10 protein-coding genes and 2 tRNA genes are annotated in these 12,656 nt (G+C 59.0%); 5 read left to right on the top strand and 7 right to left on the bottom strand.

The features are described 5' to 3' along the window. Positions 1-17: 17 nt before the first annotated feature. A complete protein-coding gene (locus ACK3EW_RS07960; protein ID WP_493809155.1) occupies positions 18-1,235 on the bottom strand; it encodes an N-acetylmuramoyl-L-alanine amidase in 1,218 nt (405 codons plus the stop codon). Positions 1,236-1,312: 77 nt separating this feature from the next. Continuing rightward, complete coding sequence (locus ACK3EW_RS07955) at positions 1,313-2,467, bottom strand: pyridoxal phosphate-dependent aminotransferase (RefSeq protein ID WP_493809154.1); 1,155 nt, start codon at positions 2,465-2,467, stop codon at positions 1,313-1,315. A 56-nt stretch (positions 2,468-2,523) separates the two neighbouring features. Here ACK3EW_RS07955 and ACK3EW_RS07950 point away from each other — a divergent pair, with 56 nt between their 5' ends. Next, positions 2,524-3,861 (top strand): M48 family metalloprotease, encoded by a 1,338-nt coding sequence (locus ACK3EW_RS07950; RefSeq protein ID WP_493809153.1) that lies wholly within the window; start codon positions 2,524-2,526, stop codon positions 3,859-3,861. A 21-nt stretch (positions 3,862-3,882) separates the two neighbouring features. After that, a complete protein-coding gene (locus ACK3EW_RS07945; RefSeq protein WP_493809152.1) occupies positions 3,883-4,632 on the top strand; it encodes a DsbA family protein in 750 nt (249 codons plus the stop codon). Positions 4,633-4,738: 106 nt separating this feature from the next. Here ACK3EW_RS07945 and ispG read toward each other — a convergent pair whose 3' ends face one another. The 3 genes from ispG to hemA form a co-directional block, all read right to left on the bottom strand. Then, positions 4,739-5,866, bottom strand: a complete 1,128-nt coding sequence (ispG, locus tag ACK3EW_RS07940) for a flavodoxin-dependent (E)-4-hydroxy-3-methylbut-2-enyl-diphosphate synthase (RefSeq protein WP_439121222.1) — start codon at positions 5,864-5,866, stop codon at positions 4,739-4,741. Between the two features lie 108 nt (positions 5,867-5,974). Continuing rightward, positions 5,975-7,561 (bottom strand): helix-turn-helix domain-containing protein, encoded by a 1,587-nt coding sequence (locus ACK3EW_RS07935; RefSeq protein ID WP_493809151.1) that lies wholly within the window; start codon positions 7,559-7,561, stop codon positions 5,975-5,977. A 128-nt stretch (positions 7,562-7,689) separates the two neighbouring features. After that, complete coding sequence (gene hemA / locus ACK3EW_RS07930; protein ID WP_085630238.1) at positions 7,690-8,913, bottom strand: 5-aminolevulinate synthase; 1,224 nt, start codon at positions 8,911-8,913, stop codon at positions 7,690-7,692. Positions 8,914-9,197: 284 nt separating this feature from the next. Here hemA and ACK3EW_RS07925 point away from each other — a divergent pair, with 284 nt between their 5' ends. The 3 genes from ACK3EW_RS07925 (at position 9,198) to ACK3EW_RS07915 (ending at position 12,107) form a co-directional block, all read left to right on the top strand. Further along, entirely contained in the window at positions 9,198-10,574 is a 1,377-nt protein-coding gene (locus ACK3EW_RS07925) for a M20/M25/M40 family metallo-hydrolase (protein ID WP_493809150.1), read from the top strand. 115 nt (positions 10,575-10,689) lie between these two features. Beyond that, a complete protein-coding gene (locus tag ACK3EW_RS07920; protein ID WP_493809149.1) occupies positions 10,690-11,256 on the top strand; it encodes a hypothetical protein in 567 nt (188 codons plus the stop codon). Next, entirely contained in the window at positions 11,253-12,107 is an 855-nt protein-coding gene (locus ACK3EW_RS07915; RefSeq protein WP_493809148.1) for an alpha/beta fold hydrolase, read from the top strand. Before ACK3EW_RS07920 ends, ACK3EW_RS07915 begins: the two co-directional genes overlap by 4 nt. Before the next feature lie 35 nt (positions 12,108-12,142). Here ACK3EW_RS07915 and ACK3EW_RS07910 read toward each other — a convergent pair. Beyond that, a tRNA-Asp gene (locus tag ACK3EW_RS07910) sits at positions 12,143-12,219 on the bottom strand. Between the two features lie 29 nt (positions 12,220-12,248). Next, positions 12,249-12,325, bottom strand: a tRNA-Asp gene (locus ACK3EW_RS07905). Positions 12,326-12,656 lie beyond the last annotated feature (331 nt).

Genomic DNA, 12,656 nt, shown 5'->3' with positions numbered 1-12,656 from the left:
GGGTCACGGGGCGATGGTCAGTTCCGTCTAAGCGGCGCGAGCGCCCGATCTTCATCTCGCCACGCGATGATGCCATCCCGAATGCCTGCCGCCATGCCCTGACGCCAAATCGGATCGCTCAGATTCTTCAGGTCTTCCTCGGTCGACAGAAACCCCACTTCCAACAGGACCGAGGGAATATCGGCAGCCTTGAGCACCGAGAAACCGGCGCTGCGCAAAGGCCGCTTGTGCACTCGGCCCACCGCGTTGCGGATTCCGTCCAGCATATGTTTGGCCAACGCCTCACTTCGGGGCGCATTGTCCAGTCTGGCAAGGCTCATTAGCACATTGGCAACCCGGTCATCGGATTGGCTGAGGTCGATGCCAGCCAATAAATCGTCCCGGTTGTGACGTTCCGCCAAAGCGGCAGAGGCGGCATCGGACGCCTCATCGGATAGCACATATACCGCAGCACCCCGCGCCTCTCCCTCGGCAAGGGCATCGGCGTGCAAAGAGATGAATACGTCAGCTCCGGCATCGCGCGCAGCCGCCACGCGTGCTTCAAGTGACACGAAATAATCGCCATCACGGGTCAGCATCACATCGAACCCACCGGCGCGCCGCAAAACATCCTGCAATTCACGCCCGAAGGTCAGCATCAGATCAGCTTCGGTGATGCCATCGCGTTCGGCCCCCGGATCAATGCCTCCATGGCCTGGATCAAGCACAATGCTGACCCGGTCCGGATCGCGCGGCGGCACGGCATCGACCACTGCGGGTGCAGGCAAATCCCAGCGCGGATCGCGGGGTGCGCCCGCCGTCAGGTCAAAACTTGCTTGATCCGTTTGCTCAAGCCGTATGGTGATCGTGGCACCGCCATCCGATACATCCGTCACAAGTTCGGCGCTTTCAACGATCAGCGGCTCTGCCAGATCAGCCACAAGACGCGACCAGCCTGGGCGATACCCGCCCATACGGATGCCAGCGATCCTGTCAGACTTGTCCAGCGCAGACGGGTCGGCATCTCCCCACTGGACCTCACGGAAATCCATCACAAGACGGTTCGGGTTCGTCAACGTAAAGATCCGCCACGGAACGCCTTGGCTGATCTCAAGCCGCAACTCCGATCCGCCCCACCGATCCTGTACATTTCCTGCTTCGAACCGCGCCATTGCGCCAAGCTCTTGCGACAGAGCGGGCCCCGCCAGCACGCCAAACAGCACAAACGCCAAGATCCGTCTCAAAACACCGCTCATTTACTCACCTTGGCCTCTGACCGGGCTCTTGCAGCAATCGTACCGGATTCGCCGCGTCGAGGACAGTGTGGATACGGTCAGGTGATATAACCCTGCGCGCGCATGAACCGTTCAAGCCGATCCAGGCCTTCAAGGATATCCGCAGTCGCTCGCGCATAGGAAAAGCGCAGCGTTCCGCCCCCCCGAACCGGATCGAAATCAAGCCCCGGCGTGACGGCAACACCTGCCTCGTCAAGAATGGCGCGGGCAAATGCGCGGCTGTCATCGGTCAGATGCGAAATATCGGCATAGACATAGAACGCCCCGTCCGGCGGCGCGATCCGGGCAAACCCTGCCTTAGGCAGACCTTCGATCATCAGGCGACGGTTCTCGCGATAGACCGCCATGTTGGCTTCCAACTCATCGCCTGCATCCATCGCCGCCAATGCGGCAACCTGCGCAGCATGGGGCGCACAGATGAACATGTTTTGCGCCAGACGTTCCACCTGGCGGACGTTTTCGGGCGGCAGAACAAGCCAGCCGACACGCCACCCCGTCATGCTGAAATACTTGGAGAACGAATTGATGACGCAGACATCATCGCTGATTTGCAACGCCGTCACCGCTTTGTGCTCGTATTCGATGCCGTGATAAATCTCGTCCGACAGAAACGCAGCCCCCTTGTCTTGCGCGGCTCCGATCAGCGCTTCCAAAGCATCCTGGCCAAGCATTGTGCCGGTCGGATTTGCGGGTGAGGCCACCATCATGCCTTGATAGTCGATCCCTTTCAGATCTGACGGTTCCAACTGATACCGGGCTTCGGCGCGGGTTTGCACCTCAAGCGGGATCAGGTCGAGCGACTTCATGATCTGGCGGTAAGACGGATATCCGGGTGCTCCAAGCGCGATCCGATCGCCCGCATCGAAGAGCGCTGAAAAGGCAAGGATGAACCCGCCCGACGATCCCGGTGTCACCACCACCCGCGCCGGATCAAGATCGACATCGTACCAATCCCCGTAAAGCCGCGCGATCCTCTGGCGCAGGGCGGGAAGCCCCAAGGCCACCGTGTATCCCAGCGGATTGTCGCTCATCGCGTTTTGCAATGCCTGACGGGCGAAGGTTGGCGCTGGGGTGCCCGGTTGGCCCACTTCCATGTGGATAATGTGACGTCCTGCCTCCTCGGCCTGACGCGCGGCTTCCATGACATCCATCACGATAAAGGGATCAACCGCCCCACGGCTTGAGTTCCGCATCATTCTCTCCGTACAGTGTTGGGGGCAGACCTAGGGGCGAAGACAGGGCAAGGTCAATGTATCATACAGCATTGCATTTCTTGCGGGTGACAGGCCTCGTTCTATGCCTGACCGCGCTGATTGGCGCCTCGTCCGCACGCGCAGTGACTCTGCTGCGCGATGCCGATATCGAATACGCACTCAAGCAACTGGGCGCTCCGGTTCTGCGCGCGGCAGGCCTTAGCCCGAGCCAAATCCGAATTCTGGTGATCGACGACAGCACTCTGAACGCCTTTATCGTCGATACGCAGCACATCTTCATCCACTCGGGCCTGCTGACCAAGTTGGAAACCGCCGCACAGGTACAGGCCGTCATCGCGCATGAGGCGGCGCATATCTCAAACGGTCATATCGCCCGGCGTCTTGGTAACATGCGCACCGCGCGGACTGCGGCAGGGCTTGGCATGGTTCTGGCCGCTGCGGCGGCTGCCGCTGGCAATGGTCAAGCGGCGGTCGGGCTTGGCCTTGGGGTGCAGTCTTCGGCGATCCGCAACTTCTTGGCACACACCCGCGCCGAGGAATCATCAGCCGACATCAGCTCGATCCGTTACCTTGTGCGCGCAGGCATCGACCCACAGGGCGCGATCGAGGTCCAAGACCTGTTTCGGGGACAAGAGGCGTTGGCCGAAACCCGGCAAGATCCGTACATGCGCTCTCATCCTTTATCACGTGACAGATTGCGCGCCTTGAAAGGCCTGGTCGCCGGGGCGTCTGCGCAAACGGCGCCCGACCCCGCCGCCGATTACTGGTTCGCCCGTGCAAAGGGTAAACTGACCGCATTCACCCGAGCACCAAGCTGGACACTGCGTCGCGCGGACAGCAGCGGCAGCGCGGATATTGTGCAAATGCGCAAGGCGGTCGCCTATCACCGCCAAAGTGATCTTGGTCGCGCGCTCAGCAATATCGACGCTGCAATCTCAGCGCGCCCGAACGATCCATTCCTGCGTGAACTCAAGGGCCAGATCCTGCTGGAATCGCGTCGTGCCTCGGATGCTGTGAAAGTGTATTCCGCTGCTGCCCGCCTCGCGCCCCGCGAACCGCTGATCCTTGGCGGGTTGGGTCGGGCGCAGCTTGCTGCGGGCAACGCGCAAGACGCGCTCAAGACATTGGAAGCCGCACGCGGCCGCGATTTCAGCGACACACGCATCCTGCGCGATCTGGCCACTGCCTATGCCAAGACAGGGCAGAATGCGATGGCGTCGTTGGTCACTGCGGAACGCTACGCGGTTCAAGGGCGGTTCAAGGATGCCGCCATTCACGCCAAACGGGCCGAAGGCGCATTGCCGCGCGGATCCGGCCCATGGCAACGTGCGCAGGATGTGCTAAGTGCTGCTCAACGCGCGGCACAGCGCTAAGCCTGATAACTGGAGACCCACATGACGAAAACCCGCCTTGCCACGTCTTTCGCCGCCCTTTTGATGGCCACCGGCGTTCAGGCTGCTGATCTTGATCTGAGCAATATGTCCGACGCAGACCGCGCGGCCTTTGGTGCGCAGGTCCGGGCCTACCTTCTGGAAAACCCACAGGTGATCATGGAAGCCGTGCAGGTACTGGAAGAGCGTCAGGCCGCCGAGCAGGCACAGGGCGATGTCACGCTGATCGAAAACAACGCCGAGGCCATCTTCAACGACGGTTATTCCTGGGTCGGCGGCAACCCCGAAGGCGATGTGACCATTGTCGAGTTCTTTGACTACCGCTGCGGGTTCTGCCGCCGTGCGCACCCTGAAGTGACTCAACTTCTCGAACTTGATGGCAATATTCGCTACATCGCCAAGGAATTCCCGATCCTTGGTGAGAACTCGGTGATCTCGTCCCGCTTTGCCTTGGCCGCCCGCGAAGTTGCAGGGGACGAGGCGTACCACGCCGCAAAAGAAGCACTGATCGTGCTGAACGGTGATCTTGACGATACAGTCCTGCGCCGGTTGGCCGACACGCTGGGCCTTGATGCTGACGCCGTGATCGCAGCGATGGACAGCGACAGCATCAACGAACAACTGGCATCAACACGGGCGCTTGCGCAGACGTTGCAGATCAATGGCACACCGTCGTTCGTCATGGGCGACCAGCTGATCCGGGGTTACGTGCCGCTGGACGCGATGCAACAGATCGTGGCAGAGGCGCGCTAAGCGCGAGGTTCACATAGGCGCAAGGCGGTTCGAACCGCCTTGTTTCTCGCGATTTTGAAGCGCGTTACAACGCGCTTGGTTCAAGCCGCATCAAAGCGGCTTTTCCCTACTCTGCCGCTTCCTGCGCTTCAGCGGCATCCAAGGCCGCAGCCTTCTTCTCGACCTCTTCGACGATGTGTTCGATCATCTGGTCGTTGGACATCTTGTGGCTCTGTTTACCGGCCAGATAGACCATACCCGAGCCGTTGCCGCCGCCGGTGAACCCGACATCGGTCATCAAAGCCTCGCCCGGCCCGTTTACCACGCAGCCAATGATCGACAGGCTCATCGGTGTCTTGATGTGTTCCAGCCGCTTTTCCAGCGCCTCAACCGTCTTGATCACGTCGAACCCCTGCCGTGCACAGCTTGGGCAGGAGATGATGTTTACACCGCGGTGGCGCAGGCCCAGTGACTTCAGGATCTCGTAGCCGACTTTTACCTCTTCCACCGGATCAGCGGACAGCGAGACGCGGATGGTGTCACCAATCCCCATCCAAAGCAGGTTACCAAGACCAATCGCCGATTTGATCGTACCGGTCATCAGGCCACCCGCTTCGGTGATGCCAAGGTGAATCGGCGCGTCCGTGGCTTCGGCCAATTGCTGATAAGCCGCAGCCGCCATGAAGACATCCGATGCCTTGCAGCTGATCTTGAATTCGTGAAAATCGTTGTCCTGCAGGATCTTGATGTGGTCGAGACCGGATTCCACCATCGCATCTGGACAGGGTTCTCCGTATTTCTCCAGCAGGTGCTTTTCCAACGATCCGGCGTTTACGCCAATGCGGATCGAGCAATTGTGGTCACGTGCCGCCTTGATGACTTCCTTGACCCGCGCCTCGGACCCGATATTGCCGGGATTGATCCGCAGGCAGGCCGCTCCAGCCTCAGCCGCTTCGATGCCACGTTTGTAATGAAAATGTATGTCCGCAACGATGGGCACCGGGCTTTCGCGTACGATCTCTTTCAACGCACGCGAACTGTCTTCGTCGGGGATAGAGATCCGCACAATGTCTGCGCCCGCATCCGCCGCCGCCTGCACCTGCGCGATTGTCGCCTTCACGTCCGGTGTCAGCGTGTTGGTCATGGTCTGAACGGTAATGGGGGCATCTCCCCCAACCGGCACATTGCCCACCATGATCTGGCGCGACTTGCGGCGGTAGATGTTGCGCCACGGGCGAATGTGATTGAGGCTCATGCAGCCCTCCTGTCGCGGAAAGTGTCAACCAAACGGTACAGTCTCTTTGAGGATATAGCTAGGCCCGGCATTGGCGCGCCGCAAGCCTCAAGACACATGTTGCGACGTTCAGTCTGTGGGCTGGATGACGGACAGCTCTGCAACCACACGTGCAAGATCGCTGTCGGCCTCAAGCGATGCCACCGCATAGGTTTGCGACAATTCGTTGACGGACAACGCCAAGTTCGATGTCACCGATCCACGTGCTCCGGCGGGCCCGTATGTCTGGCCGTTCATGGCAAAGTAGATCGCACCGGATTCGCCAACGCGCAGGGTCGGCGGCTCTTCGGTCACCGGCACCTCATAGGTGTCGCCTGCATTCATGATGGTCTCATAAATCACGGTCCCATCCGCCGCGCGCACCCGAATCCACGCGGGACGCACCGCAACAAGGGTCACACCCGGCGCGCTGTCTTCCAGAATTTTCGGCTGGCCAATGGTCGGCTGCGTCGTATCGGTACCCAAGTCGGCAAGGACGCGGGTGAGATCCTGATCGCGCTGCACGTCAGCAGGTTCGAGAATCGCGGCAAGCGTCGGCCCGTCAAGCGACATGTCAGACGTGACCGTACCGGACGGCCCCACCGGGCCAACGGTCTGGCCATTCACCGACAGATAGATTGCTCCGCTTTCGCCGACATTCAACAGCGCGTCGGCTTCGGATGCGGGAACAGTCCACGTGTCGCCAGCTGCCATAACGCGTTCAAAAATCACCGAACGGTCATCGCCCCGCACCCGCACCCAAGCAGGACGCGCAGCGATAAGAGTGATACCGTCCGACGGCAAGGCGACCGACGACGCTGCCGCGCGGATCGCTGCAGGTGAAAGGTCGACATTCGGCAGGTTTTGCCGTGTCACCTCGGCAAAGGCCCCGACGCTGTTCGGATCAAGTGTGGAAATCGGCGCATCGCGCGCCACCAGAACAGGCACGTCCAACGCTTGCGGGCGGTAGAGCCTGTCAAATGCCTCGACCGATGCAGGCGGAGTGAACACGCCAGCGGCAGTGTTCTCGTCAACGGTGGCAACGGTGTCGTTCGTCGAAGCAATCGTGGTTTGAAGTGGATCAAGATCGCTTAGAACAACGGGCGTTTGATCGACTGGAGCAAGCTGAACGCGCTGCACTTCCTGAAGAACGGAATATCCGCCATATCCAAGCCCGCCCAGCAAGAGGACAAGAACCAGCGTCGATCCAATGGCACCGGGTTCAATGCGGGACAGCAGGGAATCGGTTCCGGAGGCAAAAGGCAACGCAGGTTGCGAGAACGGATCGCGTGCGGCCCCTGCTCCCGATACGGGTGCCATATCAGCTTTTTTGCGCGACGATGCGGCGTCGGACATACCATGCGCGGTTTCAAAACCGCTTTCGGCGCAGAACACCGCATAGGTGTCATCCGGGTCCATGCCAAGATACCGCGCGTACGAGCGCACATACCCAGCAATGAAACCCGGCGTGTCAAATGCGGTGGGATCACAGTTTTCGATGGCCGCGATATAGCTGGCCTTGATGCGGAGTTCGCGCTGAACATCCAGCAGGGATTTGCCTAACGTGGCGCGTTCCCCACGCATGACATCACCGAGCCTGAGTTCGAAATCATCGAACCCACGCGGTTTTTCATCGGTCGTGTCCTGCGAAACCTTTTGGGATTTACGCCCAATCATACTCGCTGCCCCTTGCCGTACTAACCGTCTACACGCTGCCTGCGTCGCGCGTACCAGGTGAGTCGAGTCGCGCGTTTTATTACGCTTTAGATATCACACGACAAGGTTATTTGCACTGATTCCGAGTTTTAGGCGCTGAGTTCGGCGCGATTCAGCGCACAATGCGCCCAAAGTTCATCCATCGCTTGTACAAGCTTATCAATCTCTTGCGGTCCGTGGACGGGTGACGGGGTGAATCGCAGACGCTCTGTACCGCGCGGAACGGTCGGATAGTTGATCGGCTGCACGTAGATTCCGTAGCGATCCAGCATCATGTCGGACATTTGTTTGGTGTGGACAGGATCGCCGACAATCACAGGAATGATGTGGCTGCCGTGATCGACGATTGGCAAGCCAAGACCTTTGAGGCGCATTTTCAGAATGCGGGCCTGCAGCTGGTGCTGATCACGCAGGCTCTGATCCTTCTTGAGATGCGCAACCGAAGCTGCAGCCCCCGCCGCAACAGCAGGCGGCAAGGATGTGGTGAAGATAAAGCCCGGCGCGTATGATCTTATTGCGTCACACATTTTTGCAGAGGCCGCGATGTAGCCGCCCATGACGCCATATGCTTTGGCCAAGGTTCCGTTGATGATGTCAATGCGGCCCATCAGGCCATCCCGTTCGGCCACACCTGCACCACGTGGCCCATACATGCCCACGGCATGCACCTCGTCGATATAGGTGAGCGCGCCGAATTCGTCGGCAAGGTCGCAAATCGCTTCGATCGGGCCAAAGTCGCCATCCATCGAATAGATCGATTCAAACGCGATCAGCTTGGGCGTGTCGGGATCATCGGCCGCCAGCAATTCGCGCAGATGGTCCAGATCATTATGACGGAAGATCCGCTTTGCACCACCGTTGCGGCGCACACCTTCGATCATCGATGCATGATTAAGGGCATCCGAGTAAATGATAAGGCCCGGGAACAATTTGGGCAGCGTCGACAAGGTTGCGTCATTTGCAATGTAGGCCGAAGTAAATAGCAGCGCGGCCTCTTTGCGGTGGAGATCGGCCAATTCGGCTTCAAGACGTTTATGATAGACTGTGGTGCCGGAGATGTTGCGTGTGCCGCCCGATCCTGCGCCGGTTGCGTCTAGCGCTTCGTGCATAGCGGCAAGCACCGCAGGGTGCTGGCCCATGCCCAGATAATCGTTGCCGCACCAGACAGTAATATTGTGTTCGCTGCCATCCGGCTTGCGCCAGACCGCATGCGGAAACTGGCCTTTCTGACGCTCGATGTCGATAAACGTCCGATAGCGGCCCTCTTCGTGCAAACGGTTCAGGGCTTCGTCGAGTTTGTCTGCGTAGTGCACCGGCGTCTCCTTCAGTCTGCGATCTTCGGGGGCCATTTCCGTCGCCCCGCGTCGCATTCACGTTTTAGAATGGATATAGATCGCATCTCTCCATGACAATGTGCTTAAGGAACGACCAACGGTCGCAGCCTTGATCTGAGTCAATCGCTTCACCCGAACGCCGAATTTGAACGAAAAATCTGCATTTTTCCTGCATCATTCAATCAGATGGCGCGGCCTGAGCCACTCTGGACAGCGACAGGCGCGGTGATAGGGTCGCGACAAACACACAGAGGAGCCCGAACATGTCCGTCGATTCCGTCCTTGCCCGCATTGATTCCTCGCTGCCGGACAGCCTTGAGCGTCTGAAGGAATTGCTGCGCATTCCGTCGATCTCCACGGATCCGGCCTACAAGGACGCCTGTGACAAAGCCGCTGATTGGCTGGTCGCGGACCTTCGGTCGATGGGTGTCACCGCCGAAAAACGTCCGACCCCCGGTCATCCCATGGTGGTGGGGCATATCGACGGTCCTGGCCCGCACCTGTTGTTCTACGGACACTATGATGTGCAGCCCGTCGATCCGTTGGACCTTTGGGACAATGATCCCTTTGACCCACAGGTCGAGGACACATCCAAGGGCAAAGTCCTGCGCGGACGTGGGACGGCAGATGACAAGGGACAGTTGATGACCTTTGTCGAAGCCTGCCGCGCGTGGATCGCGGAACATGGCAGCCTGCCCTGCAAGATCACCTTTTTCTTTGAAGGCGAAGAGGAATCGGGATCACCCTCTTTGGTGCCGTTTCTTAAAGAGAATGCCGCCGAGTTGAAGGCGGACATCGCGTTGATCTGCGACACCGGCCTGTTCGACAGTCGGGTGCCTGCCATCACGACAATGCTGCGGGGCATGTTACAAGAGGAAATCACGATCACCGGACCGACCAGAGACCTGCATTCCGGCATGTATGGCGGGGCGGCAATGAACCCGATCCGGGTGCTTAATCGCATCCTTGCGGCACTGCATGACGATCAGGGACGCGTCACGATCCCGGATTTCTACGAGGGCGTGCCGGAAATTCCCGCCGATGTTTTACAGCAATGGGAGGCGCTGGGTTTTGATCACAAGGCGTTTCTTGGTGACGTAGGACTCAGCGATCTTGCCGGTGAAGCAGGGCGCAGCGCGCTTGAAATGATCTGGTCCCGCCCGACTTGCGAAATCAACGGGATCGGTGGCGGCTATCAGGGCGAAGGCTTCAAAACCGTGCTCCCCTCCAAAGCCAGCGCCAAGATCAGTTTCCGTCTTGTGGGCCAGCAGGAGCCGCACGCCATCCGAGACAGTTTCCGCCAGATGGTGACGGACCTCACTCCGAAAGACTGCAAGGTCGCATTCAAAGGCCATGGCGCCTCGCAAGCGTCGGTCATGTCGATCGACAATCCAGCATTCGAACAGGCCCGCGTCGCCCTCAGCGCTGAATGGCCCGATGAAGCCGCGTTCATCGACAGTGGCGGTTCAATTCCCGTCGCAGGGTACTTTCAAACCTTGCTGGGGACCGAGTCGATGCTGATCGGCTTTGGCAAGGACGACGACCAGATCCACAGCCCCAACGAAAAATACGACATCGAAAGCTTTCACAAAGGCGCAAGAAGCTGGGCGCGTATTCTTGACGCTCTCACCCGGACCTGACCTGAGAAGGGCACTTTTGACGTGGCGTCACTTTCATAGCATTTTTGAGTAGTTTCGCAACTTGGACACGGGCTTTTCCAATTCCGGACACATTTAGCCGCGAAAGGTTAACGCCATGAGACGAGTGGTTAGAAAACAAGATCGTAACGATTTCAACGCGCGCATCCAGCGGCTTGATCCATCGTTTGCCGCAACACCTTCCAAAGCACGCGATGAGCGTAAGCCTTGGGAACTGGGAACATCCGCGTCTCGGAAATCCAGCCACCCGGTTATGATGTCCGGCCTTGGCTTTGGTCTTGCACTCGCAGCATTGTTCGCAGCCAACAATCCCGAAGCCGTCCAAGCGCTGCTGGTACGGTCTGGCTGGCCGGTGCAATTCATTCACTACGCAACAAACGGTCTCGGCCTTCTGATCCTCGGCTTGATCGTGTTCTACCTGATGAATGTGGTTCGCCTTGTGAAACCGCGAACAACCGGGCGATTGGATTCGGCCGGTCTTATCGTCGGCGCAGTCGCAGCGATTGCCGTCAGCAATCTGGATCAGTCACATTTGCAATCCGGACTGCAATATGCCGGATTCGACAGCCCGGCGGATGTCCTGACCTTTGCGCAGGCGCGCACCTCGGACATCGCAAATATCGACTGGACAAGCGTGGTACCTGTGTCATCCTCGCTTAAATGACGCGAGCACAACACTTTAGCACGAACAACCAATCCATAGCGTACGAGATGGCCGGTCACGGTCCACCTCTTTTGTTGTTGCACGGGTTCCCGCAAACACGGGCGATGTGGCGACCAATGATCCCTGCCCTTGCCGACCGCTTCACAGTTGTGACAGCCGACCTCAGGGGCTACGGCGACAGCAGCAGACCCGCCACGATGCCCGAGATGAGCTTTCGCTGCATGGCACAGGACATGGTGGACCTCATGGACCATCTTGGCCACACACAGTTTCACGCTGTGGGGCATGACCGAGGGGCGCGCACGGCACACCGCATGGCGCTCGACCATCCGCAAGTCGTTCAAAGCCTGATTGTGATGGACATTGTTCCAACCGAATACCTGTTGACGAACATGACAACCGAGATCGCGCGAGCGTATTATCACTGGCTCTTTCTGGCGCAGCCCTATCCCTTCCCAGAAACAATGATCGGTCACGACCCAGACGCGTATTTCGAACGCTGCCTCTTGGGATTCGGCAAGGCCCGTCTGTCGGATTTCGACGCAGACCTTCTGGCCACATACCGAACCGCGTGGCGCGATCCCGATTGCATTCGCGCTATGTGCCACGATTACCGCGCGGCATTGGACATTGATTGGGAGGATGATCAGGCAGACCTGAAACGCCGCGTCGCGTGTCCAGCGCTTGTTCTCTACGGCAAGGACGGCGCGATGGCGCAGCTTTTGGATGTTCCGGGAACGTGGGCCGACCGATTAAGCGACATGTCTCACGCTGCAATTGATGGTGGGCATTTTTTCCCCGACCAATCGCCAGAAGCCACAAGCGACGCAATCGCCCGCTTCATCACCTGATCGTTCAGGACATTGGAAAGTGGAAGTTCGGGAAATGGCGCGGTTGACGGGGCTCGAACCCGCGACCCCCGGCGTGACAGGCCGGTACTCTAACCAACTGAGCTACAACCGCGCATTTCACGTCGATGCTTTGGGCAGTGATGGCGCGGTTGACGGGGCTCGAACCCGCGACCCCCGGCGTGACAGGCCGGTACTCTAACCAACTGAGCTACAACCGCTCACTGCCGCCCGCATCTGGGCGTGACGCGGGTTCTATGGTCAGTGCCCTGCCCCGTCAAGCGCTTTCGCGCGGTTTTCTGAAGCAAAAATTCAGACGGTTGGAAGCAAAGGTTGGAACACTGATTTTTACCCAAGATCAGGCCGCAAACTGGCCAACTCTACCCCTCGCCCAGCCAGGCCTTGAGCCTTACCAGCATTTGTCCATGCGACTGGTACGGGCGCGGGACAATCCTGACCGACAAAGCATTCAAATTTCTGAGATATTCTGGAAACGGCGGTGCAAAATTAGGCCATGGTAGCGGCGGGATAGTCTCGCTGCGGGCGGAGTAA

The organism is Marivita sp. NO-S04, from assembly GCF_059070475.1.
Note: the sequence above shows the minus strand (reverse complement) of the source record. Positions and strands in the feature narration are given on the sequence as shown.

What these genes read in the sequence shown, in the direction of transcription:
- ACK3EW_RS07960 (WP_493809155.1), bottom strand. Translation starts at nt 1,235, where the DNA reads ATGAGCGGTGTTTTGAGACGGATCTTGGCGTTTGTGCTGTTTGGCGTG.
- ACK3EW_RS07955 (WP_493809154.1), bottom strand. Translation starts at nt 2,467, where the DNA reads ATGCGGAACTCAAGCCGTGGGGCGGTTGATCCCTTTATCGTGATGGAT.
- ACK3EW_RS07950 (WP_493809153.1), top strand. Translation starts at nt 2,524, where the DNA reads ATGTATCATACAGCATTGCATTTCTTGCGGGTGACAGGCCTCGTTCTA.
- ACK3EW_RS07945 (WP_493809152.1), top strand. Translation starts at nt 3,883, where the DNA reads ATGACGAAAACCCGCCTTGCCACGTCTTTCGCCGCCCTTTTGATGGCC.
- ispG (WP_439121222.1), bottom strand. Translation starts at nt 5,866, where the DNA reads ATGAGCCTCAATCACATTCGCCCGTGGCGCAACATCTACCGCCGCAAG.
- ACK3EW_RS07935 (WP_493809151.1), bottom strand. Translation starts at nt 7,561, where the DNA reads ATGATTGGGCGTAAATCCCAAAAGGTTTCGCAGGACACGACCGATGAA.
- ACK3EW_RS07925 (WP_493809150.1), top strand. Translation starts at nt 9,198, where the DNA reads ATGTCCGTCGATTCCGTCCTTGCCCGCATTGATTCCTCGCTGCCGGAC.
- ACK3EW_RS07920 (WP_493809149.1), top strand. Translation starts at nt 10,690, where the DNA reads ATGAGACGAGTGGTTAGAAAACAAGATCGTAACGATTTCAACGCGCGC.
- ACK3EW_RS07915 (WP_493809148.1), top strand. Translation starts at nt 11,253, where the DNA reads ATGACGCGAGCACAACACTTTAGCACGAACAACCAATCCATAGCGTAC.